The sequence below is a fragment of the Streptomyces niveiscabiei genome (assembly GCF_033794345.1).
GTDB lineage: Bacteria > Actinomycetota > Actinomycetes > Streptomycetales > Streptomycetaceae > Streptomyces > Streptomyces niveiscabiei.
Genome location: NZ_JARAYJ010000005.1, coordinates 170,804 through 193,074, shown reverse-complemented (window position 1 = coordinate 193,074; position 22,271 = coordinate 170,804). Strand labels below are relative to the sequence as shown.

General features: G+C 71.0%; 22 protein-coding genes. 9 read left to right on the top strand and 13 right to left on the bottom strand.

Features of this window, described 5'->3' with window-relative positions:
• The first annotated feature begins 32 nt into the window (after positions 1 to 32).
• On the top strand, positions 33 to 770 hold the full coding sequence (locus PV682_RS09105; protein WP_319725937.1) for an FAD:protein FMN transferase: 738 nt from the start codon (positions 33 to 35) through the stop codon (positions 768 to 770).
• Between the two features lie 133 nt (positions 771 to 903).
• Here the strand turns inward: PV682_RS09105 and PV682_RS09100 are convergent, their stop codons facing one another.
• The 6 genes from PV682_RS09100 to PV682_RS09075 all read right to left on the bottom strand — a co-directional run bounded on the left by PV682_RS09100 (position 904) and on the right by PV682_RS09075 (position 8,638).
• Entirely contained in the window at positions 904 to 1,428 is a 525-nt protein-coding gene (locus PV682_RS09100) for an arginine repressor (RefSeq protein WP_010350234.1), read from the bottom strand.
• A 17-nt stretch (positions 1,429 to 1,445) separates the two neighbouring features.
• Positions 1,446 to 2,630, bottom strand: coding sequence for an acetylornithine transaminase (locus tag PV682_RS09095; protein ID WP_319725934.1), 1,185 nt, complete (start codon positions 2,628 to 2,630; stop codon positions 1,446 to 1,448).
• The gene (gene argB, locus PV682_RS09090) at positions 2,627 to 3,547 is read right to left on the bottom strand and encodes an acetylglutamate kinase (RefSeq protein WP_319725931.1); all 921 of its coding nucleotides are present in this window, start codon (positions 3,545 to 3,547) and stop codon (positions 2,627 to 2,629) included. Before argB ends, PV682_RS09095 begins: the two co-directional genes overlap by 4 nt.
• On the bottom strand, positions 3,544 to 4,719 hold the full coding sequence (argJ, locus tag PV682_RS09085; RefSeq protein WP_319725928.1) for a bifunctional glutamate N-acetyltransferase/amino-acid acetyltransferase ArgJ: 1,176 nt from the start codon (positions 4,717 to 4,719) through the stop codon (positions 3,544 to 3,546). Before argJ ends, argB begins: the two co-directional genes overlap by 4 nt.
• On the bottom strand, positions 4,716 to 5,744 hold the full coding sequence (gene argC, locus PV682_RS09080; protein WP_319725925.1) for an N-acetyl-gamma-glutamyl-phosphate reductase: 1,029 nt from the start codon (positions 5,742 to 5,744) through the stop codon (positions 4,716 to 4,718). Before argC ends, argJ begins: the two co-directional genes overlap by 4 nt.
• 143 nt (positions 5,745 to 5,887) lie before the next feature.
• Positions 5,888 to 8,638: a YfhO family protein gene (locus PV682_RS09075; protein ID WP_319725924.1), complete on the bottom strand. Its 2,751-nt coding sequence runs from the start codon at positions 8,636 to 8,638 to the stop codon at positions 5,888 to 5,890.
• Between the two features lie 244 nt (positions 8,639 to 8,882).
• Here PV682_RS09075 and PV682_RS09070 point away from each other — a divergent pair, with 244 nt between their 5' ends.
• Together PV682_RS09070 and PV682_RS09065 are read left to right on the top strand one after the other, a co-directional pair.
• A complete protein-coding gene (locus PV682_RS09070) occupies positions 8,883 to 9,257 on the top strand; it encodes a VOC family protein (protein ID WP_319725922.1) in 375 nt (124 codons plus the stop codon).
• A gap of 27 nt (positions 9,258 to 9,284) precedes the next feature.
• Entirely contained in the window at positions 9,285 to 9,917 is a 633-nt protein-coding gene (locus PV682_RS09065) for a hypothetical protein (protein ID WP_319725920.1), read from the top strand.
• On the opposite strand, the gene PV682_RS09060 is transcribed toward PV682_RS09065, so the two are convergent.
• A complete protein-coding gene (locus PV682_RS09060; RefSeq protein ID WP_407705625.1) occupies positions 9,914 to 10,495 on the bottom strand; it encodes a CGNR zinc finger domain-containing protein in 582 nt (193 codons plus the stop codon). The two genes, PV682_RS09065 and PV682_RS09060, sit on opposite strands and share 4 nt — an antisense overlap.
• A gap of 90 nt (positions 10,496 to 10,585) precedes the next feature.
• Here PV682_RS09060 and PV682_RS09055 point away from each other — a divergent pair, with 90 nt between their 5' ends.
• Both PV682_RS09055 and PV682_RS09050 read left to right on the top strand, forming a co-directional pair.
• Entirely contained in the window at positions 10,586 to 11,818 is a 1,233-nt protein-coding gene (locus PV682_RS09055) for a cysteine desulfurase (protein ID WP_319725915.1), read from the top strand.
• Between the two features lie 41 nt (positions 11,819 to 11,859).
• A complete protein-coding gene (locus PV682_RS09050) occupies positions 11,860 to 12,279 on the top strand; it encodes a carboxymuconolactone decarboxylase family protein (RefSeq protein WP_319725912.1) in 420 nt (139 codons plus the stop codon).
• Here PV682_RS09050 and PV682_RS09045 read toward each other — a convergent pair.
• Positions 12,266 to 14,740 carry an alpha-L-arabinofuranosidase C-terminal domain-containing protein gene (locus tag PV682_RS09045; RefSeq protein ID WP_319725909.1) on the bottom strand — a complete coding sequence of 825 codons (2,475 nt, stop codon included), beginning with the start codon at positions 14,738 to 14,740 and terminating at the stop codon, positions 12,266 to 12,268. The two genes, PV682_RS09050 and PV682_RS09045, sit on opposite strands and share 14 nt — an antisense overlap.
• 106 nt (positions 14,741 to 14,846) lie before the next feature.
• Here PV682_RS09045 and PV682_RS09040 point away from each other — a divergent pair, with 106 nt between their 5' ends.
• A complete protein-coding gene (locus tag PV682_RS09040) occupies positions 14,847 to 15,311 on the top strand; it encodes a DUF6314 family protein (RefSeq protein WP_407705624.1) in 465 nt (154 codons plus the stop codon).
• A gap of 2 nt (positions 15,312 to 15,313) precedes the next feature.
• Here PV682_RS09040 and PV682_RS09035 read toward each other — a convergent pair whose 3' ends face one another.
• Positions 15,314 to 15,751, bottom strand: coding sequence for a GNAT family N-acetyltransferase (locus tag PV682_RS09035; protein ID WP_319725906.1), 438 nt, complete (start codon positions 15,749 to 15,751; stop codon positions 15,314 to 15,316).
• Positions 15,752 to 15,942: 191 nt separating this feature from the next.
• On the opposite strand from PV682_RS09035, the gene PV682_RS09030 reads away from it, so the two are divergent.
• Positions 15,943 to 16,137, top strand: a complete 195-nt coding sequence (locus PV682_RS09030; protein ID WP_055718615.1) for a DUF1918 domain-containing protein — start codon at positions 15,943 to 15,945, stop codon at positions 16,135 to 16,137.
• A gap of 27 nt (positions 16,138 to 16,164) precedes the next feature.
• Here the strand turns inward: PV682_RS09030 and PV682_RS09025 are convergent, their stop codons facing one another.
• Positions 16,165 to 17,385 (bottom strand): glycoside hydrolase family 10 protein, encoded by a 1,221-nt coding sequence (locus tag PV682_RS09025; protein WP_319725902.1) that lies wholly within the window; start codon positions 17,383 to 17,385, stop codon positions 16,165 to 16,167.
• Between the two features lie 147 nt (positions 17,386 to 17,532).
• Here PV682_RS09025 and PV682_RS09020 point away from each other — a divergent pair, with 147 nt between their 5' ends.
• Complete coding sequence (locus tag PV682_RS09020; RefSeq protein ID WP_319725899.1) at positions 17,533 to 18,393, top strand: 3-hydroxybutyryl-CoA dehydrogenase; 861 nt, start codon at positions 17,533 to 17,535, stop codon at positions 18,391 to 18,393.
• A 204-nt stretch (positions 18,394 to 18,597) separates the two neighbouring features.
• Complete coding sequence (locus tag PV682_RS09015; protein ID WP_319725897.1) at positions 18,598 to 18,864, top strand: hypothetical protein; 267 nt, start codon at positions 18,598 to 18,600, stop codon at positions 18,862 to 18,864.
• A gap of 9 nt (positions 18,865 to 18,873) precedes the next feature.
• Here PV682_RS09015 and PV682_RS09010 read toward each other — a convergent pair whose 3' ends face one another.
• From PV682_RS09010 to PV682_RS09000, 3 genes are all read right to left on the bottom strand, one after another.
• Positions 18,874 to 19,404 (bottom strand): NUDIX hydrolase, encoded by a 531-nt coding sequence (locus tag PV682_RS09010; RefSeq protein ID WP_319725894.1) that lies wholly within the window; start codon positions 19,402 to 19,404, stop codon positions 18,874 to 18,876.
• Between the two features lie 181 nt (positions 19,405 to 19,585).
• Positions 19,586 to 20,926, bottom strand: a complete 1,341-nt coding sequence (locus PV682_RS09005; protein ID WP_055718610.1) for a hypothetical protein — start codon at positions 20,924 to 20,926, stop codon at positions 19,586 to 19,588.
• A 194-nt stretch (positions 20,927 to 21,120) separates the two neighbouring features.
• Positions 21,121 to 22,101, bottom strand: coding sequence for a PP2C family protein-serine/threonine phosphatase (locus PV682_RS09000; RefSeq protein ID WP_319725891.1), 981 nt, complete (start codon positions 22,099 to 22,101; stop codon positions 21,121 to 21,123).
• Positions 22,102 to 22,271: the final 170 nt, after the last annotated feature.

Below are 22,271 nucleotides of genomic sequence, written 5' to 3'. Positions count from 1 at the left end.
CTCCCGCCGCGGTACGTCATGTGGAAGAAGTCATGGGGACTGTCTTCTCCTTCGACGTCCGCGGCGGGAACCCGGCCCGGATCAGCGCGGCGCTGGAGGAGGCGGTGGCCTCCCTGCACCGCGTGGACGAGGTCTTCAGCACGTACCGCGAGGACAGCGAGATCTCCCGCATGGCGCGGGGCGAACTCCCCTTGTCCGCCTGCTCCCCCGAGGTGACGGAGATCCTCGAACTGGGCGCGCAGGCGGAGGAGTTGAGCGGCGGCTGGTTCAGCATGCGCTACGAGGGCCGCCTGGACCCGACGGGGATAGTGAAGGGCTGGTCCACGGAAAGGGCGGCCCGCATACTCGCGGCGGCGGGAGCGACGGGGGTGAGCGTCAACGGGGGCGGCGACGTACAGCTGTTGGGGACACCGGGCCCCGAACGCCCGTGGCGCGTAGGGGTGTCGGACCCGTTGCGCCCGGGCGGTCTGGCCGCGGTGGTATCGGCGGCGGGCGCCCCGGAGTTGGCGGTGGCGACGTCGGGCACAGCGGAACGGGGCGCACACATCGTGGACCCCCGGACGGGCCACTCGGCGGTAACCGACCTAGCGGCGGTAACCGTTGTGGCCCCCACCCTCACCTGGGCGGACTGCTGGGCGACGGCGGCATTCGCGATGGGTTCGAGGGAGGCGCTGGAGTGGCTGGAGAACCTGCCGGACGCAGAGGCTCTACTGATCACGGCGGGAGACGAGGTCAGATGCACGGGCGGCCTGGCAGCAAGACTGGGGTGATCTCTCAACTCAGGGCCGCTGAGGTGCTTTTGCTTTTAGGGGCGCGGGGCTGTGTCGATTTGCGGCTACCGCCGCGCGGGCGCGACAAGCCACAGATCACCCGCACTCGGCACACCCCCCGAAACCACCCCACTCAGTTGCCGTTCTGAGCCAACCGCAGCAAGTGATCCGCGAGCGCCTGTCCCCCACTCGGCTCCCGGCTGATCAGCAGCAGCGTGTCATCTCCGGCGATGGTCCCCAAGATGTCATGCAGCTCAGCCTGGTCAATCGCCGACGCCAGGAACTGCGCGGCCCCCGGCGGCGTACGCAGCACCACCAGGTTCGCGGAAGCCTCCGCGGAGATCAGCAGCTCGGAGGAGAGCCGCCGCATCCGCTCCTCCTTCGCGGACTCCCCCAGCGGAGCGCGAGGCGTACGGAACCCCCCCTCGCTGGGCACGGCGTAGATCAAATCCCCATCGGTGTTACGGATCTTGACGGCGTTCAGCTCGTCGAGGTCACGCGACAGCGTCGCCTGCGTGACACTCAACCCGTCGTCGGACAACAGCTTCGCCAACTGGCTCTGCGACCGAACCGGTTCCCGGTTCAGGATGTCCACGATCCTCCGATGACGCGCGGTGCGCGTCTGGGGAACGGCCGGCCCAGCGGCGGCATCACTCATCGTCGTCTCACTCCGGCTCAGTCCCCGTTCACGGCATCGAGGATGCCGGGCAGCGCCCGGAGGAACGCGGCCACCTCGTCGTCGCTCAGATTGAGCGGCGGCATGAGCCGTACGACGTCGGCGGCGGGCGCGTTCACCAGGATCCCGGCCTCCTGGGCCGCCTGCTGCACCTGCGCGGCGTACGGCCCGGTGAGCACGATACCGAGGAGAAGGCCCGCGCCCCGGACATAATCGATCAACGAGTGCCCGAGACCCTCGATCCCGTCCCGCAACTTCTCGCTCTGCGCCTTGACGTTCTCCAGCAACCCCTCGTTCTCGATGGTGTCGAGGACGGCGATGCCGGCGGCGCAGGCGACGGGGTTGCCGCCGAAGGTGGTCCCGTGCTGCCCGGGCTGGAGCAGCTCGGCGGCACGCCCGAAGGCGACGGTCGCGCCGAGCGGGAGCCCGCCGCCGAGCCCCTTGGCCAGCGTGACCACATCGGGCAGGACGCCTTCGTGGGCCTGGTACTCGAACCAGTTCCCGGTGCGCCCGATGCCGGTCTGCACCTCGTCCAACACCAGCAGCGCGCCGGTCGCGGCGGTGATGGCGCGGGCCGCCTTGAGGTACCCGGCGGGCGGCACGACGACGCCGTTCTCGCCCTGCACGGGTTCGATGATGACGAGCGCGGTCTGGTCGGTGACGGCGGCGGCGAGGGCCTGCGCGTCGCCGTACGGGACGTGCGTGACGTCGCCCGGCAGCGGGTGGAAGCCGTCCTGCTTGCCGGGCTGGCCGGTGAGCGCGAGGGCGCCCATGGTCCGCCCGTGGAAGCCGCCGGTCGTGGCGACCATGTGCGTACGGCCGGTGAGGCGCCCGATCTTGAACGCGCCCTCGTTGGCCTCGGCGCCGGAGTTGCAGAAGAACACCTTGCCGTCGCGCCCGAACCGGGCGAGGAGCCGTTCGGCGAGGGCGACGGGGGGCTCGGCGACGAAGAGGTTGGAGACGTGGCCGAGGGACGCGATCTGCGTGGAGACGGCCTCGACGATCGCGGGGTGCGCGTGGCCGAGCGCGTTCACGGCGATGCCGCCGACGAGGTCGAGGTACTCGTTGCCGTCGGCGTCCCACACCTTGGTGCCGGCGCCGCGCACGAGCGGGAGCCGGGGGGTGCCGTAGTTGTTCATGAGCGCGCCCTGCCAGCGGGCGGTCAGCTCCTGGTTGCCGGTCATTCCGAGTCCCCCTCCTGTTCGTCGTCCTGCTCGTCGGGCACGACCATCGTGCCGATCCCGTCGTTCGTGAAGATCTCCAGCAGGATGGAGTGCTGGACGCGGCCGTCGATGACGCGCGCGGTCTGCACGCCGCCGCGCACCGCGTGCAGGCAGCCCTCCATCTTGGGGACCATTCCGGAGCTCAACTCCGGGAGCAGCTTCTCCAGTTGGGAGGCGGTGAGGCGGCTGATCACCTCGTCGGAGTTCGGCCAGTCCTCGTAGAGTCCCTCGACGTCCGTGAGGACCATGAGGGTTTCGGCTCCCAGTGCCGCAGCGAGTGCCGCAGCAGCCGTATCAGCATTGACGTTGTAGACATGTCCGTCGTCCTGGCTGCGCGCGATCGACGAGACGACCGGGATGCGGCCGTCCGCGAGGAGCGCCTCGATGGCGCCGGTGTCAATCTCGGTGATCTCGCCGACGCGTCCGATGTCGACCAGCTCGCCGTCGATCTCGGGCCGGTGCTTGGTCGCGGTGATGGTGTGGGCGTCCTCGCCGGTCAACCCGACGGCGAGGGGCCCGTGTTGGTTGAGGAGGCCGACCAGCTCGCGCTGGACCTGCCCGGCGAGGACCATCCGTACGACGTCCATGGCGTCCTCGGTGGTGACGCGCAGGCCGGCCTTGAACTCGCTGACGATGCCGTGTTTCTCGAAGGCGGCGTTGATCTGCGGGCCGCCGCCGTGCACGACGACCGGCTTGAGCCCGGCGTGGTGGAGGAAGACGACGTCCTGGGCGAACGCGGCCTTCAGCTCCTCGTCGACCATGGCGTTGCCGCCGAACTTGATGACGACGGTCTTGCCGTTGTGCCGGGTGAGCCAGGGCAGTGCCTCGATGAGGATCTGCGCCTTGGGCAGCGCCTTGTGCTTCCGTGTCTCGCTCATGAGGAGTACGCGCTGTTCTCGTGGACGTAGTCGGCGGTGAGGTCGTTGGTCCAGATGGTCGCGGTCTCGGTGCCGGCGGCGAGGTCGGCGACGATGTGGACCTCGCGGTAGCGCATGTCGACCTTGTCGCGGTCCTCGCCGACGCCGCCGTTCTTGCAGACCCAGACGCCGTTGATGGCGACGTTCAGCTCGTCGGCCTCGAAGGCGGCCTTGGTCGTGCCGATCGCGGACAGGACGCGGCCCCAGTTGGGGTCCTCGCCGTGGATGGCGCACTTGAGGAGGTTGTTGCGGGCGATGGACCGGCCGACCTCGACGGCGTCGTCCTCGCTCGCCGCGTTGATCACCTCGATCTTGATGTCCTTGCTGGCGCCCTCGGCGTCCCGGATGAGCTGCTGCCCGAGGTCGTCGCAGACCTGGCGTACGGCTTCCGCGAACTCGGCGTACTCCGGGGTGACGCCGGAGGCGCCGGAGGCGAGCAGCAGCACGGTGTCGTTGGTCGACATGCAGCCGTCGGAGTCGACGCGGTCGAAGGTGGTCCGCGTCGCGTCGCGAAGTGCCTTGTCCAGCAGGTCACTCGGGACGTCCGCGTCGGTGGTGACGACGACCAGCATGGTGGCGAGGCCCGGCGCGAGCATCCCGGCGCCCTTGGCCATGCCGCCGACGGTCCAGCCTCCCCCAGACTCCGTCCGGGGGGACCCCCAGGTGACGACGGCCGTCTTGTGGACGGTGTCGGTGGTCTTGATGGCGATGGCGGCCTTCTCGCCGCCGTGTTCACTCAAAGAAGCGGCTGCGGCTTCAACTCCCGGGAGCAGCTTGTCCATCGGGAGCAGCACACCGATGAGTCCCGTGGAGCAGACGGCCACTTCGCCCGCGCCGACGTTCAGCACCTCGGCGGCCTTCTCGGCGGTCGTGTGCGTGTCCTGGAACCCCTTCGGTCCCGTACAGGCGTTGGCGCCCCCGGAGTTGAGGACGACGGCCGCCAACTGGCCGGTCTTGAGGACCTGTTCGGACCACAGCACCGGCGCGGCCTTCACGCGGTTGGAGGTGAAGACACCGGCGGCGGCGCGGCGCGGCCCGGTGTTGACCACGAGGGCCAGGTCCGGGTTGCCGCTCTCCTTGATCCCGGCGGCGATGCCCGCCGCCGTGAATCCCTTTGCTGCCGTCACGCTCACGGTGCGACTCCGATCGTGGAAAGCCCCAGCTCCTCGGGGAGACCGAGGGCGATGTTCATGCTCTGTACGGCACCGCCGGCGGTGCCCTTGGTCAGGTTGTCGATGGCGCTGATCGCGATGATCCGGCCCACGGCCTCGTCGTAAGTGACTTGGATCTGCACGGCGTTGGACCCCTGCACGGACGCCGTCGCGGGCCACTGTCCCTCGGGGAGCAGGTGGACGAACGGCTCGTCGGCGAGGGCCTTCTCGTACGCGGCGCGGACGGTCTCGGCGGTGACTCCCGGCTTGGCCTGTGCGCTGCACGTGGCGAGGATGCCCCGGGACATCGGCGCGAGGGTCGGTGTGAAGGAGACGGTGACCGGCTCGCCCGCCGCCGCGCTGAGGTTCTGGATCATCTCGGGCGTGTGCCGGTGGCCGCCGCCGACGCCGTACGGCGACATGGAGCCCATGACCTCGCTGCCCAGCAGGTTGGCCTTGGGGGCCTTGCCCGCGCCGGAGGTGCCGGAGGCGGCGACGATGATCGCCTGGTTCTCGGCGAGACCGGCCGCGTAGGCGGGGAAGAGGGCGAGGGAGACGGCGGTGGGGTAGCAACCGGGGACCGCGATGCGCTTGGACCCCTCCAGCGCGGCGCGGCCACCCGGAAGTTCGGGGAGGCCGTAGGGCCAGGTGCCGGCGTGCGGGGAGCCGTAGAACCTCTCCCAGTCGCCGGCGTCCTTCAGGCGGAAGTCGGCGCCCATGTCGACGACCAGGACGTCCGGGCCGAGTTGCTCGGCGACGGCGGCGGACTGGCCGTGCGGGAGCGCGAGGAAGACGACGTCGTGCCCGGCGAGCGCCTCGGGCGTGGTTTCGGCGAGGACCCGGTCGGCCAGCGGCAGCAGGTGCGGCTGGAGTGCGCCGAGGCGCTGTCCGGCGTTGGAGTTCCCGGTCAGCGTGCCGATCTCGACCTCGGGGTGCGCGAGGAGCAGGCGCAGCACCTCACCGCCCGCGTACCCGCTCGCTCCGGCGACTGCCGCACGTACCACCATGAACTCCTCCTCCTGAATGGCATGACTATACGTCTCGCTGCACGTTTATGCAATCGATCGCATACGTCGACGCGCGGCGGCCAGGGGAAGTACTCCCCCGGCCGCGCGGGAGGAAATCGTGGCGTACCTCTCGTCGGAAGCGCTCAGGACGCCATGACCAGCTCCTCGCTCGGCTCGGCGCGCGCTCGCGTACGCCGTCTCCGGCCGGCCGCGCTCCAGGCCGCGAGCAGCAGCGTCCCGGCGAGCGCGAGGGCGCCGACGCTCAGCCCCAGCCGCAGGCCCGGTGTGTGGAACGTGCAGGTCAGAGTCGACGAGGTCGGGTTCAGGGGGGCCGCGATCAGGCCGTGGAAGTCCTCCGCCGGTACGGCCGGGGCGTCGCCGATCGCGCAGCGCCAGCCGGCGATGCGGGGGGCCGCGATCACCGCGAGGCCCTTGCTGCCCTGGGGCAGTTCGGCGCGGATCGTGTCGTCGTCGACGGTCACCTTCGTCGCGCCGGTCGCCTTCAGGTGGTCCGCCGCAGCGCGCAGCCTGCCCGTGTCGAGGCAGCCGATCGAGCCCTGGCCCGGCATACGGCTCGCCCTCTTCGGGGCGAGGGTGACGCGGACCTCGCCCGATGCCGGGACCTGGCCCAGCCTCGCCATCGCCGCGATCTTCTTGCGCAGGTCGGAGCGGGAGCGGCCGGTGAGGTCGCTGCCCTCCAGGCGGGCGGTGCCCGCGTAGCGGGGTGCGTACAGGTACGCCTCGCTGCCCGCCGGGCACCGGGCGGTGAGGCTCGTGCCGCGCAGGGTGACCCTCGGGACGGTGTAGACCCTCGTCCCCAGCAGCAGTTCCTGGTTGCGGTAGGGCGACGGACCGAAGGCCGGGCGCGCGGTCTTCGGCCGTACCGTCACCAGCGGGGGTACGTCCTGCCTGGTCACCGTCTCGCCGGTGCCGTCCTGCGGGAACCAGTCCTGGTGCGGGTCGGGCGGGGAGTGGACGCGGGCGCCGACCGAGAAGACCGTGTCGGTGACGGCGTTGTCGAGGCTCTGGAGGCTGCGCCCGCCGGAGGTCCAGCCGTCGCCGAGGGCGGTGAGGGTGCGGTACAGGACGTCGGACGTGTGGCTGCTGTAGTACTGGGCGCCCTGTCCGCCGACCATCATCGGATCGTTCCCGACGGTCTGTTCACGGCCGGGGTCGGTGCGGTAGGCGGGCCAGCCGTCCGCCGAGCGGACGGCTTCGGCCTGCGCGGTCTGGCGGGCGCCCCAGGGGGCGTAGTTGTCGAAGTGGGCGAGGCGCAGCCGGGTGGTGACGGCGGAGGTGCCGGCGGCTTCGCCGAGCTGGAGGGCGAGGAGGAGGGCGATGGCGAGGGTCGCGGGGAGGGGACGGGCGAACTTCTTGCGGAGCAGGGCGGCGGGACCGGTGGACGCGGCGGGCGCCGTGGGCACGGGAAGCGCGGCAGGCGCGGCAGGCGCGGCAGGCGCGGCAGGCGCGGCAGGCGCGGCAGGCGCGGCAGGCGCGGCAGGCGCGGCAGGCGCGGCGAACGCATGTGCTCCAGCAGACGCAACGCCGCCGGTAGGCCCGGCATCTCCACCAGCCCCGGTGTGATCATCCGCTCGTTCGCCGCCGCCCGCTCCCGCCCCCTGGCCCGCCGCCCTCCCCAGCAGCCACAGCCCCGTCAGCACCCCCGCCGCAGCGACCCCCGCGATCGGCAGGACGAACGGCCGCACCAGGTGACTCCCGCTCGCCCCCAGCCCCACCAGCACGAGGATCCCGCCCGCGATACCCAGCGCCCGCCGCTCCGGCACCCCGTACGACAGCCCGTACCAGGCCGCCAGCACCAGGAACCCGCACAGGACGAACGCCTCCCGGTAGCCGGAGCCCTGCGGGGTCGTGAAGCCGTGCCAGGCGAGCTGCGTCGGCTCCCACTGCATCGACGCGAACATGAGGGCGACCAGGCCGGTCCAGGCCCACCGCACCCGCGACGGCACCGCGCGGTGGAACGGCAGGGCCAGCGCGAGCAGCAGCGCGGTCGTACCGACGTACAGGCTGGGCGTGCCGAAGCCGTACGTCGTGGGCAGCAGGCGGGCCAGGACGTCCTGGGTGCCGGAGGGGACGAAGCCGCTGAAGTGGCCCGGGGAGGCGTGCTCGCTGCCGAAGTAGACGACGGTGACGAGGGGCGCGGCGAGCCCGATGCCGAGGGCGGTGGTGAGGGCGGCGCGGCCCAGGACCGCGAGGGTCTCGCGGCGGGGCGGGGCGAGGAGGACCAGCCGGACGGCCAGGACCAGGGCGGCGCCCAGGGTCGCCATGTACGCCGTGTAGAAGTTCGCCGTCCACGCGAGCGCCACCACCAGGACGCCCACGACGTACCGGCGCCCGGCGAGCAGCCACTCCCCCACCAGGCACAGCACCGGCAGCGCGATCAGCCCGTCGAGCCACATGAGGTTGTACGACGCGTCGGCGAGGCTCCAGCCGCACAGCGCGTACGAGACGCCGAGCAGGACGGCGGCCCAGCGCGGGCCCGGCCGCAGCGTGAGGAGGAGCCAAGTCATGGCCGCCGCCGCGCTCGCCGTCTTCAGCGCGGTGATGACGTACACCGCGAGGTCGATCTCGTCGCGCGGGAACACCCCGACGAGGAGCGCGAAGGGGCTGCTGACGTACGTCGCGAAGTCGGGCAGGAAGCTCGCGCCGAAGCCGGACTGCCAGTTCATGACCAGGCCGCCGTCGGCGCGGCCGTGCAGGAGGTCCCAGAGGTGCGCGTGGTACGGCAGGTACTGGTTGCCGAGGTCGTTGACGTTGCGCGTGCGCGGGCCGAAGGGGTAGCTGCGGGCGATGGCGTCGGCCGTGCAGAAGACGGCGAGCGTGAGGAGCGCGGCGAGTCCCGCGGCGGTGCGCCGGGTCCGGAGGGTGGGTTCCACGCAGGCACAGAGCCCGGCGGCGGCCCGAGGGTTGTGCGCGCCGCGGAAGGTTAACCGGCTTGTCGACCGCTGTTCCCCTTGGCTAGGGTCGCCTCCGTGAACACCGGACCGGCGCGCAGGCGCCACGCACGGATCGGCTACCCGGTGGCCGACTGATCCTCGGGCGGGGTCGAGCCCCGCCAACTGCTCGGAGACGACGACGCGTTCCGCAGTTTCCGTTCCGAGCGAAGAGGTTCACCACCGCATGCCCGCTTCCTTCAACCACACGATCATCGCGTCCAAGGACCGCGAGGAGTCCGCCCGTTTCTTCCGGGAGCTCCTCGAAGTCGGCGCGGCCCCGTCCTGGGGTCCCTTCACCAACATCCAGCTCGCCGACGGCACGCTGCTCCAGTTCGCGGAGCCGCCGGTCGAGATCCAGATGCAGCACTACGCGTTCCTCGTGGACGACGAGCTGTTCGACCGCGCGTACGGGCGCCTGTGCGAGGCCGGTGTCACGCACTGGGCCGACCCGCAGATGACCCGGCCCGGTGAGACGAACACCGGGCACGGCGGCCGGGGCGTCTACTTCAAGGACCCCTCGGGCCACGCGATCGAGCTGCTCACCCGGCCGTACCTGTAACCCGTCCCACCTGCGAGGATGACCGGCGTGAACATAACTGACACGCCGGTCACCGGGCTCGGCCTCACCGGCTTCACCGAGGTCGGGTCCGGCCTGTGGCAGGACGAGGCGGGGCTCCTCCTGTCCGTGCACTTCTTCCCGCTCGCCCCCGATCTCCCGGCTCCCCTGAACGACCCCGCGCGTCTGCGTGCCGGTGCCGCACAGGGGGTCGCCGGGAGCGGGGGCGGGCTCATCGAGGCCGAGATCGGGGCTCTCGACGGGGTGCCGGCGCTGTGGCAGCTCGTGAAGATGCCGCTGGGGTCGCGGCCCGGCCAGGCGTTCCTCGCGTCGTGGACCGTGCCGAGGGACCGGTGCAGCGTCGTGGTCAAGGCGCAGGCCGCCGAGGGGCCGATGACCGGGATGCGGGAGGCCATGATCCTGGCGGAGGTGGGGCCCGACGAGTACTTCCGGCCGCATCCGTACGGGGCTCGGGGCGGACTCCCGTACCACGTGGGCGACTTGGAACAGTGGGACGCCCGCTTCCCGGACCATCCGCTGACGCGGGTACGGGAGACGCTGCGGCGGGTGACGCCCACGGTGACGCTGGACGAGGGGTTCAAGGGGTTGCCGGGGTTCGGGGAGGCGCGCAAGCGGCGTTGGTTCCGGCGCCGGAGCGTCTAGGCCCCGCGTTCCTTCTTCGCCGCGTACGCCCGCGCCGCCCTGACCCGGTTGCCGCACTTCGTCGAGCACCAGCGGCGTGCCCCGTGGGAGCGCAGGAACCAGCGGGCGCAGCCCTGGGCGGCGCACCGCGTGAGCTGGTCGGCGTCGGGGCCGGTGAGGAGGTCGAGGGTGTCCTCGGCGAGGAGGGAGAGGGCGGCGGCGGCCGGGTTGCCGGTGTCGGGGTCGGTGGTGCGGCGGGGTCCGGCGGCGGGCCAGGTGAGGCGGGGCGTCGAAGGGGCGGCGGCGAGCGCGGAGTTGAGGGTGGCGAGGCCGGTCGCGGGGGGCGGGGTGCGCGCGACGTACGCCGTGAACGCGTCCCGGACCGCGTCCCGTACGCCGAGCAGCCTGCCGAACTGCCGTCCGTCCAGGGCGATATGGTCGGGCAGCAGGGCGTGCCGCACGAGCCACAGGTGCGCGGCGCCGGGGTCGGCGAGCAGGTCGACCGGGCCGTGGGTGAGCGCGTACCGCGTGTTGACCAGGGCCAGCGACGCGTACCGCTCCTCGCCGGGCACGGGCGTCTGATGCAGGTGGACAGGCACGGTTCTCATGCTAACCGGCAGGGAAACCCGTGAGGAAGCGTTACCATCCTCACGGAGGATAAACTCCGAAACCGTGAGAGGTGGCCGACCGTGAGCTTCGACGTGGACGTGGTGCGCGAGGACTTCCCGATCCTGCGCCGGACGCTGGACTCGGGCGCCCCGCTGATCTACCTGGACTCGGGCGCGACCACCCAGAAGCCGCTCCAAGTGCTGGACGCGGAGCGGGAGTTCTACCTCACCCGCAACGCCGCCCCGCATCGCGGCGCGCACCAGCTGTCGGTGGAGGCGACCGAGGGGTACGAGGACGCGCGGCACACGGTCGCGGCGTTCATCGGCGCCGAGGACGAGGAGATCGTGTTCACGAAGAACACCACCGAGGGCATCAACCTCGTCGCGTACGCGCTCGGCAACGCCGGCCGTCTCGGTCCGGGCGACCGGATCGTCGTCACGGAGATGGAGCACCACGCGAACCTGGTCCCCTGGCAGCAGCTCGCCCAGCGGACCGGCGCCACCCTGGACTGGTTCGGCCTCACGGACGACGGCCGCCTCGACCTGAGCCGGATCGGCGAACTCCTCGACGAGCGCACGAAGGTCCTCGCGCTGACCCACCAGTCGAACGTCCTCGGCACGATCAACCCGGTCCGTGAACTCGCGGACCGCGCGCACCGCTTCGGCACCGTGGTCGTCGTGGACGGCGCCCAGTCGGTGCCCCACCGCCCGGTGGACGTACGGGAACTGGGCGCCGACTTCCTCGCCTTCTCGGGCCACAAGATGCTCGCGCCGAACGGCATCGGCGTCCTGTGGGGCCGGGCCGAACTCCTCGCGGACCTCCCGCCGTTCCTCACCGGCGGCTCGATGATCGAGATCGTCGAGATGGACCGCTCGACGTTCCTGCCGCCGCCGCAGCGCTTCGAGGCGGGCGTCCCGATGACGTCCCAGGCGGTCGCCCTCGCGGCGGCCATCGACTACCTCACGGCCCTGGACATGCGCGAGGTCGCCGCGCACGAGGACCGGTTGACGGCGTACGCGCTCCAGGAGCTCCAGCGGGTCGACGGCGTACGGATCGTCGGCCCGACCGACCTCACCGACCGGGGCGCGACCCTCTCCTTCACGGTGGACGGCGTCCACCCGCACGACGTCGGGCAGATCCTCGACGAGCGCGGTGTCGCCGTGCGCGTCGGGCACCACTGTGCGCGGCCGATCGTGAAGCGGTACGGGATTGCGGCGACGACGCGGGCGAGCTTCTACGTGTACAACACGGCGGCGGAGGTGGACGCGCTGGTGGAGGGCGTGCGGGCGGCGCAGAAGTACTTCGGGGCATAGGAGTTGCGTTGGAGCGCGCTCCAGCTTCTACGGTCTCTCCCATGACGAACGAGAACACGAGCACCACCCGCGACGAGCGTTTCGCCCACGGCCTCGAAGTCCTGCGCGCGGTCGACGGGGAAGCCGGCCAGCGGGTCATCGACTCGCTGGCCGACATCAGCCCCGAACTCGGCCACCAGATCGTGGCCTGGGGCTTCGGCGAGATCTACGCACGTCCCGAACTGGCGCCTCGTGACCGCCAGTTGGTGACGCTCGGGATGCTCACCGCGCTCGGCGGCTGCGAACCGCAGCTGGAGGTGCACATCAACGCCGCCCTGAACGTCGGCCTCACGCCGACGCAGATCACCGAGGCGCTGCTGCACTCCGCCGGGTACTGCGGTTTCCCGAAGGCCCTCAACGCGACGTTCGTCGCGAAGAAGGTCTTCACGGAGCGGGGGATCCTGCCGGCTACCTCTGCTTGATCCGCAGGAACGTCACCGAGTTCGCCGGGAAGGTGTACGTGAACTTCCTGGCGACTCCGTCGACGGTGGACGTCACGGGCGCGACCGGGGTGGCCGTCTCCGTGTTCACGGCGTCGGCGGCTGCGGCCAGCGTGGTGGCCTTCGCGCGGGACGCGACCCGGGAGGTGCCGAGGTCGATCGCCGTACGGGCGTCCACCGCCTGCGCGTTGACGACCTTCACGATCAGCTCGCCGGTCCGCGCGTCGTGCGTGACGACTTGGCGGAACGGCTCGGCCGGCTTGTCGTCGGTGAAGCTGCCCCACTCCTCGCCGTCGATGGACAGGGTGACCTGGCGGCCCCTGACCTTGACGTCGACGTCGTAGGCGCGGCCCGTCTCGACGCTGCCCGCCTTCGAGATCAGCGTCGACTTGCCGCCGTCCACGGCCTGTTCGACGGCGGTCTGGGTGTTGTTCCAGCCGCCGATGTTGAACCAGTAGAAGTTTCCGGTGTCCTTGACGCCGAACGCGACCAGGAACCCTTCCTTCCCTGCCTTCTTGGTGGCCTTCACGTGCAGGTCGTAGTCGTGCCAGCTCGGGTCGCCCGCGCTGACCAGGGTGTTCTCGGCGGCCGTGTCCGTCTGGACGTACTGGCCGTCCTGGACGCTCCAGCTGCCGCCGCCCGAGTGCGTCCACTTCGAGGCGTCGCCGGAGAAGTCGTCGCTCAGCAGGGCCGTGCCGTCGGCGCCGGTGACCGTGACGTCGTCGTAGGCGGCGCTGGTGGCCCAGGTGGAGAGGCCGACCGCGCCCGTGATCGGGCCCTGGAGGGACGGGGTGCCGGTGGCCTTCGACGGGACGACGCGGTCACCGACGTTGGTCATGAACAGCTTCTGGACCTCGTAGTTGGCGGAGTTCCAGGAGGCGTGGTGGTTGAACCAGATCAGGTCGGGGCGCCACTGGACGTAGTCCTCGTTCGCGAACAGCGGCGCGTAGGAGGCGAGTTTGACGACGTCCGCGTTGCGCTCCAGGCCGGTCATGAACGCGGCCTCGCTGAGGCCGTTCTTGAACTCGTTGCCCCAGGAGGCGTATTCGCCGAGGAAGACCTTCGGGCCGCCGCGGTCGTAGGTGTCGTAGCGGTCGTTGTTCTGGAGGAACCACTGGGTGCTGTTGTAGTAGTGCTCGTCGACCATGTCGACCTTGGCGTCCCGGTTGAGCTGCCAGGCCGTGTCGAAGGTCGAACCCGAGTCGTCCGGGCCGGAGTTGGAGATCACCGTCATGTACGGGTACTTGGCCTCGATGGCCGCCCGGAACTGCTTGAAGCGGTCGAAGAACTCGACGGGGAGGTTCTCCTCGTTGCCGACCTCGATGTGCGTGAGGTGGAACGGCTTCGGGTGGCCCATCTGCGCGCGGAGCCTGCCCCACTTGGAGGTGACGGGTCCGTTGGCGAACTCGATGAGGTCCACGGTGTCCTGGATGTGCCGCTGGAGGAGCGCGGGGTCGTCGACGGCCTGGTTCTGGCCGCAGCCGGTCACCAGGGCCGGGACGACGGGCAGCGGCATCGCGCCGATGTCCTCGGAGAAGCGGAAGTACTCGTAGTAGCCGAGGCCGTAACTCTGGTTGTAGCCCCAGAAGTTGGAGTTGACGGCGCGGGTCTCGACCGGGCCGACCGTGTCCTTCCACTGGTACGAGCGGGCGCGCTGCCAGTTCGACGCCTCGCTGTAGTCCTGCATGGAGCCGGTGTTGACGAGGCAGCCGCCGGGGAAGCGGACGAAGCCGGGCTTCAGGGCGGCGACCTTCTCGGCCAGGTCCTTGCGCAGGCCGTTGGGCTGGTTCTTGTAGGTGTCGCGGGGGAACAGCGACACCATGTCCAGCGCGGCGGCCCCGGTGGAGGCGACGGTGAGCCGGCCGGCGCTGCTCGTGCGGGTCGCCGTCAGCGTCGCCCTGTACTGCCGCCAGCCGCCCGCCCGTACGGCGACCTGGCGCGCGGTCGCCAGGGTGCCGCCCGCGTCCTGGAGGGTGACCGTCAGCGCGGTGCCGGCCTGCGCGCGGGCCCAGACCGAGAAGTCGTACTTCTTGCCCTGGTCGACGTGGACGCCGGTGTTGTAGCCGGAGTTCGTGACCGCCGAACCGGCGGCCAGGGAGAGGTAGTTGCGGTTGCGGTCGTTGAGGCGGCCCGCGTCGTCCACGACGTTCGCCGAGCCGGTGACCGTCCACGCCGTCAGCGGGGTGTACGAGCGGTTGTCGACGGTCGAGTACTCGAAGGAGCGGTTCTGGACGAGTTCCGCGTACAGGCCGCCGTCCGCGGCCCTGTTGATGTCCTCGAAGAACACGCCGTACATCGTGTCGTCGATCGTCGCACCCTTCGCGGCGGGGTCGACGGTGATCGTGTAGTCGGTGGGGGCGGCGTGTGCGGTGGTGGGCAGTGCGGCCGTGGCCAGCAGGAGGGCGGTGGCGCCGAGAACTGGTCTCAGGCGGGTGCGTGACATGGGGGCTCCGCGGCTCGATGTTCGAAATATCGGACAGTGGTCAGCACTTCGAACGGCAAGATAGGGAGGGGGCGCGAAGGCGTCAATGCGTCGCGCGGTACCGAAAGTGTCGGAAGGCGAGGCGCGGGTGAGCGGGTTGTGGGCGGTCGCGGATGTTCTCGGCCATCTCGCGGGGGCCTGGGCGGTGGAGCGGTCCGTGCGGGACCTCGCGAGCGAGGACACCGGCTCGTTCACCGGTACGACCGACTTCCGGCCCCTGGACGGCGGCGGGCTGCTGCACCTGGAGTCCGGGACGTTCACCTGGCAGGGCGTCGCCCGTCCCGCCTCACGCACCCTGCGGTTCCTGCCAGGGGCGACGCCGGGCCGCGCCGACGTCCGCTTCTCCGACGGGCGCCCCTTCCACGACCTCGACCTCACGACCGGCCACCACCTCGCCGAGCACCCCTGCTCCGCCGACCTCTACCGGGGCGAGTTCACGGTCCTCGACCCCGACCGCTGGCTGACGGTGTGGCGGGTGGGCGGCCCGGCGAAAGACCTCGTCCTCACGACGAGTTACACCCGCCGCCCCTGAACTCACCCGAAGTACAAGGCCATCCACTGGTCCGGCCGCTCCAGCGCCGCGAACCCCAGCCTCTCGTACACGCCGTGCGCGTCGTGCGTCGCCAGCAGCATCCTGCGGATGCCGAACCCGGCGAGGTGGTCGCGGACTCCGGCCACGAGGGAGGTGCCGATGCCCTTGCCCCGGACGCCCGGATCGACGTACACGTCACACAGCCAGGCGAAGGTGGCGCGATCGGTCACCACCCGCGCGTACGCCACCTGCTCCCCCGAACCAACCGCGTACACCCCGAAGTTGAGCGACCCGGCGATGGCGGCGTCCTGCTTCTCCCGGGCCCTCCCGAGCGCCCAGTACGCGTCGGTGGACAGCCACTTGTGCACCCGCTCCGCGTCGATCCGGGCGGTGTCGGACGAGAACTCGTATCCCTCGGCGAGGGGGAAGGTGTCGGTCATGGGAGGAGGGTCGCAGGCGGGGGCGGGGGAGTCGAAGGGGTTTACCGCGTAGCGGGGGGCGAGGACGACCCCCTCGCGGAGGTCCGTCACCGCCGCCACGGTCCTCGTCCGGATCCCGGTCGCCCGACGCGCGCGGAGCTGACCCGGCCCCCGTACCGCCGTAGACTCGGGAACGAGATGAGGAGGCCCAGATGCAAGCATCCGTGGGCGACCAGCTCGTCCAGCACGGCAGAGTGGTTGGCCGCCAGGACCAGGTCACCGAGGTGATCGAGGTCCTGGGCCCCGCAGGCCAGCCCCCGTACCGGGTCCGCTTCCCCGACGGCCACGAGGCGCTGATGTCCCCGGGCCCGGACTGCGAGATCCGGCACCCGGAGAACCGGGGCTGAGGACGGCCACGGGGTGGGCCCCCGGGTTCACCCCATGGCCTTCTTTTTGTAGTGGTCCTTCACCACCCGTGAGAACGCGCCGATCGGGTCCGCCCGCACCTCGCGCGCCGCGAAGTACACGTGCCCCCGCACCTCGGGCCGGGCGTCCGCGAGGGTGAGGTGCCGGGAGAGTTCGGCGGGGTCCTGCCAGGGTGCGGGCTGGGCGGGGGCGCCCGCCTTGTAGAGGGCCTCGCCGATGTAGAGCTCCGTGCGGCTGCCCTTCGCGACGTCCGCCCACCACGGCACGAGCTTCGCGTAGTCCGCCGCCGCGAAGCCGATGTTCCAGTACACCTGGGGGACGATGTAGTCGATCCAGCCCTCGCGCACCCACGTCCGGGTGTCCGCGAAGTTGTCGTCGTAGGACTGGGCGGCGCGGGTGTCGGAGCCGAGGGGGTCGGTCGCCTTGTTGCGCCAGACGCCGAAGGGGCTGATGCCGAAGCGGGTGGCGGGGCGGACCGCCTTGATCCGGGCGGCCATGTCGAGGACGAACGCGTCGATGTTGGCGCGCCGCCAGGCGGCCCGGTCGGGGAAGCCCTTGCCGTACACCGCGTAGGCGGCGTCGTCGTCGAAGACCTGGCCCGCGACGGGGTACGGGTAGAAGTAGTCGTCGAAGTGGACGGCGTCCAGCGGGTAGCGGCGTACCGCGTCGAGGATCGCCCTGCGGCAGAAGGCGCGGACCTCGGGGAGCCCGGGGTTGTAGTACATGCGTCCGCCGTAGGTGACGACCCACTCGGGGTGGACGCGGGCGGGGTGCGTGGGCGTCAGCTTCGTGAGATCCGCGTGGTTGGCGATCCGGAACGGGTTGAACCAGGCGTGGAGCTGGAGCCCGCGCGCGTGCGCCGCCGCGACGGCCGTACCGAGCGGGTCCCAGCCGGGGTCCACGCCCTGCGTGCCGGTGAGGACGGCCGACCAGGGCTCGTACGGGGACGGCCAGAGCGCGTCGGCGGTGGGCCGCACCTGGAGGATCACGGTGTTGAGCCGGGACCGGACGGCGAGGTCGAGCCAGGAGACCAGCTCGGCGCGCTGCTGGACGGCGGTGAGCCCGGCCGTGGAGGGGAAGTCCCGGTTGGCGACGGTGGCGAGCCACATGCCCCGCATCTCGCGCCGGGCGTACCCCCCGAACTCCCGCCCCGCGGCAGCCGCGTCGGTTCCCCCCGCCAGCACCGACAGCGCCGCCACCGTGAACGCCCGCCGCGTCATTCGCCCCATAGCAGAACCCCTCGGAAACTCGGTGTGCGGATCGTCTCGGGGCACAGCATGCCCGACCCCGGCGATCGATCATCGATACTTGCTAGTAACGTGCACGTTCGGAGCAGGATCAGCTCGGAGCAGGATCAGCACCGTGAGAGGAGCGATGTGACCGACATCGAACGCGTCGGAGTGGTCGGCTGCGGCCAGATGGGCGCCGGTATCGCCGAGGTCTGTGCCCGCGCCGGACTCGACGTGAAGGTCGCCGAGACGACCGGCGAGGCCCTGGAGTTCGGCCGTACCCGGCTGCTCACCTCGCTGACGAAGGCCGCCGAGCGCGGCAAGATCACCGAGGAGGAGCGGGACGCCACGCTCGGCCGCCTCAGCTTCACCACGGACCTCGGCGAGTTCGCCGACCGGGACCTCGTCATCGAGGCGGTCGTGGAGAACGAGCAGGTGAAGACGGAGATCTTCCAGGTCCTGGACCAGGTCGTGACCCGCCCGGACGCGATCCTCGCCTCCAACACCTCCTCGATCCCGCTGGTGAAGCTCGCGGTCGCGACGTCCCGCCCGGACCACGTGATCGGCATCCACTTCTTCAACCCGGCCCCGGTGCAGAAGCTCGTCGAGCTGATCCCGGCGCTGACCACCAGCGAGGGCACCCTCTCCCGCGCCCAGCTCTTCGCCGAGAAGCTGCTGGGCAAGCACGCGATCCGCGCCCAGGACCGCTCGGGCTTCGTGGTGAACGCGCTGCTGATCCCCTACCTCCTGTCCGCGATCCGGATGTTCGAGACGGGCATCGCGAGCCGCGAGGACATCGACAACGGCATGGAACTGGGCTGCGCCCACCCGATGGGCCCGCTGAAGCTGTCGGACCTGATCGGCCTGGACACGGTCGCGTCGGTCGCCGCGTCCATGTATGACGAATACAAGGAGCCCCTGTACGCCGCTCCCCCGCTGCTGGCGCGCATGGTGGACGCGGGCCGTCTCGGCCGGAAGTCCGGCGCGGGCTTCTACACCTACGGCTGACTACGGACCGTCACCCGGAACGGGCCCGGCGCTCTTCGGAGCACCGGGCCCGCGCCATTCACACACCGTGTGCGCGCCGGGCCCGCATATGCCCTCCGCACACTCTCCCGCCGCGCCCACCAGGGAGGTTCACTCTTCATGCGCATGCAAGGGATGGCGTTCCGTTACGGACCATCACGGATCATCGCGGAGAGGAGCGGAGAGGTGACCGGCGATCCGGAACATCCCACCAGGACCATGAAGACCGAGGAACTCGCAGAGTTACGGCGCCGACTCGACGTGGCGTACGCCCGCGTCGAGGGCGGCCTCGCTCTGCTGACCCACCGTACCGAGCAGACCGCCAAGGAACTCGACGAGCTGAACAGCCGGATCGTCACCCTGGAGCACCGCCGCTGGCCGCTTCCCTCGCTGGCTGCGGTCACGTCCATCGGCGCCCTGGTGGCCACCCTGTGGGAGCGGATGGGGCGTTGAGGAGGACGCTCACCCCAGCCTGAGGTGATGCAGGAGCATCAGGGCCGCGGCCATGTTCGCGGCCGGGACCTCCCCACGGGCGACCATGTCGGGGACGAGCTTGAGCGGGACCCACTCCCTGCGGTCCGACTCGAAGTCGTCGACGGGATGTCCGACGTACTCCCCTTCGTCCGCCCAGTAGATGTGGTGGCGGGCGTCGGTGAGTCCGTTGGACGGCTCGACGGTCATCAGGTGGTGGAGGGGCCCCGGCCGCCAGCCGGTCTCCTCCTCCAGCTCCCGCGCCGCCGCGTCCGCGACGTCCTCGCCGTCCTCGACGACGCCGGCCGCGAGTTCCCACCCCCAGCTGTCCGTGATGAAGCGGTGCCGCCACAGCAGCAGCACCTCGTTCGCCTCGTTGACCACCGTCGCGACCGCGACCGGCCGCAGCCGGATGAGGAAGTGGTCCAGGTGCCGTCCGTCGGGCAGTTCGACGTCCGCGAGATTGACGCTGAACCACCGGTTCACGTACACGGCCTGTTCGTTTTTTTTCGTCCACTGCACGGTTCTGCCACCTTCCGTTCGGGTAAGGGGCAATATCGCAGCAGGGGATGCGCGGCGGAGATCTGCGGAGGTGGGAGCGGGAGCACACAGGGGGCGGATCGGGGGTACACGAGCAGGGCTCGGTCATACGGCTAGTGATGCGGCTTCCCCGTCCGCCGCGTCTCAGTCGTACGAGGCTCCCCTACAGCGGAACCCGCAGCGCCCCGTCGATCAGCTCGGCCGCCTCGGCCGTACCCGCGCCGCCGCTGCGCGCCAGGTGCTCGCGGACCTCGCGCAGCCGGTCGCGCAGCCGCTGGGACTCCATCCCCCGCGCCTGCTCGGCCATTTCGACGGCCGTGACGACCGCCTTGTCCGCGTTGCCCTGCCGCAGCTCGATCGTGGAGAGCATCGCGAGGCGGTGGACGCGGCCCCGGTCGTGTGCCGGGGTGTCGACGGCCGCGGCGGCGTGCTCGGCGGCGGCCGTGATGTCACCGAGGCTCAACAGGGCTTCCGCGACCTGGACGTTGACCAGGCCCGGCTGGACATAGCCCGTCTCGTCGGGCTCGTGGCCGCGCCGGATGCGGTCGGCCGCCGTCTCCGCGCGCCGGATGCAGGAGATCGCGCTCGTGCTGTCACCGAGGTGCGCGTACGCCTTCGCCTGCATCGCGTACAGGTCGGAGGCGAGGGCGGGGGTGATGTGCTTGCCGGCCGTCCGCAACGCCGCTTCCGCGAACGCGACCGCCTGGCGGAACTCCCGCATGAACAACGCCTGGTTGACGAGCAGCGCGATCACGTACGCGCCGAGTCCCCGGTCGCCGCTCGCCTTCGCCAGGCGCAGCGCCTGGTGGAAGTAGCGCTGCGCGAGGCCGTGCGCGTCCGAGTCGTAGGCGCAGATGCCCGCGATCGCCACCAACCCGCCCGTCGCGCGGTGCAGTTGGCGTCCCGTCGCGTCCGTGTAGCCGCCCCTCAGCAGCGGGGCCGCCTCCGCGTTCAGGAAACCGACGATCCTCGCGCGCGTCGCCACGCCGCCCGCCTTGCGGTACATCTGCTCGTAGTGCGCCCTCGCCGCCCTCAGCATCTCGATGTCCCCGGCGGTCACGCGGTGGCGGCCCCCCCGGCTCACGTCCACGTCCTCCGGAGGGTTCTCCCACTCCCACACCGGCATCACCGCCGGAGTGCCGGTGACCGCCGGAGCGCCCAGGATGTGCGGCCGTTGCTGCTCGTCCGAGCGCCACAGCGCGGTCGCCCGCTCCACGAAGCCCGAGAGCGTGCCCGAGTGGGGGGCGCCGGGTTCGCCCGGTACGCCGAGACCTATGTCGTCCAGCGTCACCGGGCGGTGCAGGCGCGCCGCCAGCACCTCGCAGATCAGGTCCGGGACCTGGCCCCTCGGGCGCTGGCCCTTCAACCAGCGGGCCACCGCGGTGTGTTCGTACCGGAGCGCCAACCCCCGTCTCCGGCCCACCTCGTTGACGTGAGCCGCCAGGCCCGCGTGCGAGATGCCGGCTTCGTCGAGGATCGCGTCGAGGAGGGTGTTGGGCTGCATGGGTGCCCCCGTTGTGGCTCGCCTGGGACCAGGGTAGTGGGGGTGGGTTCACACGGGGTGTGAAGGGAGCGCCCGCGGTTGTGGGGCGCGCTCGGTTTCGGGCGGGGGGTCTGTGCGGGTTCACTGGAGTGCCTCCGGCCGGGGCGGCGGCTCCCCCTCGAAGCGACGTTCTGGCCGGAGGGTTGGCAGGGCGGCTACGGATGTGCGGGTTCGTTGTGGTTGCTCGCGCCCTGCGGCGGAGCCGCTGATAGATGCTGCCCCGCGCCCCTAAAAGAGCCACCTGAGCGGGCGTTGCGAAGTGCCAGTAAGGCTGCGTCATCCCCTGGTCTTCCCGCCGTGTGTCGCAGGAGGTCCGTCAGTACCGTCGTCACCAACTCCCTTGGTGAACCGCCATGTTCTGCCGCCGCCCTTTCCAGCATGTACGGGAGCGGGAAGAAGCGGCCCCTCCTGTCCCTCGCGTCCTCCGCGCCGTCCGTGAAGAGGACCATGGACTCGCCGGGGAGGAGGAAACCGTGCTCCGCTGCCGGGTCGGCCGGCAGGGGGAACGGGCCCAGGGGTGGGAGGGGATCCGCTCTCGACAGCGGAAGCACCCGGCTGCCCGTGATCACGTACGGCCACGGGTGGCCGCAGTTCAACGCCAGTACGCCCCCGTCCGCGCCGATCTCCAGCAGCAGCACCGTGACGAACTCCTCCCCCACCGGCCCCGTCGCGCGATCCCGTAGATGCCGGGCGAGCGTGCGGTCCAACCGGCGTAACACTCCCCCGAGTTCGGGCTCGTCGTACACGGCCTCCCGGAACCCCCCGAGCAGCGCCGCGACGGTCCCCAACGCGGCGAGCCCGTGCCCCCGCACGTCCCCCATCACGACCCGCACCCCGAACTCGGTGCCGACGACGTCGTACAGATCCCCGCCGACCGAGGCCCCCCGCTCGGCGGAGACCTGCACGGCGGCGACACCGAGGCCCTCGACGCGAGGCGGCAGGGGCCGCAGCACCACACTCTGGGCGACCCCGGCGACGTACCTGGCCTGCTTCAACTCCCGTCGCAGATGCAGCGCGACGGCACAGAACACCACTCCCCCGACGAACGGACACACCAACTGATACGAGGTGACCGCCACGGCCCCCCACATCACGGGCGTGACCACCCACCCCAACGACCGCCTGACGCCGAACATCCCCGACGGCCCCCCATCTAGGCCAGGAACGAAAACAGACCGGCCCCGAGAGACCGGTCTGCATTCTGTCGAGGGATGACTCAAGGAGACCAGGAGGGCCGCCAATGTCACCCGGACGAGTGAAGGTCTTTTAGGGGCGCGGGGCACTGCGCGAACGGCCACAGATCACC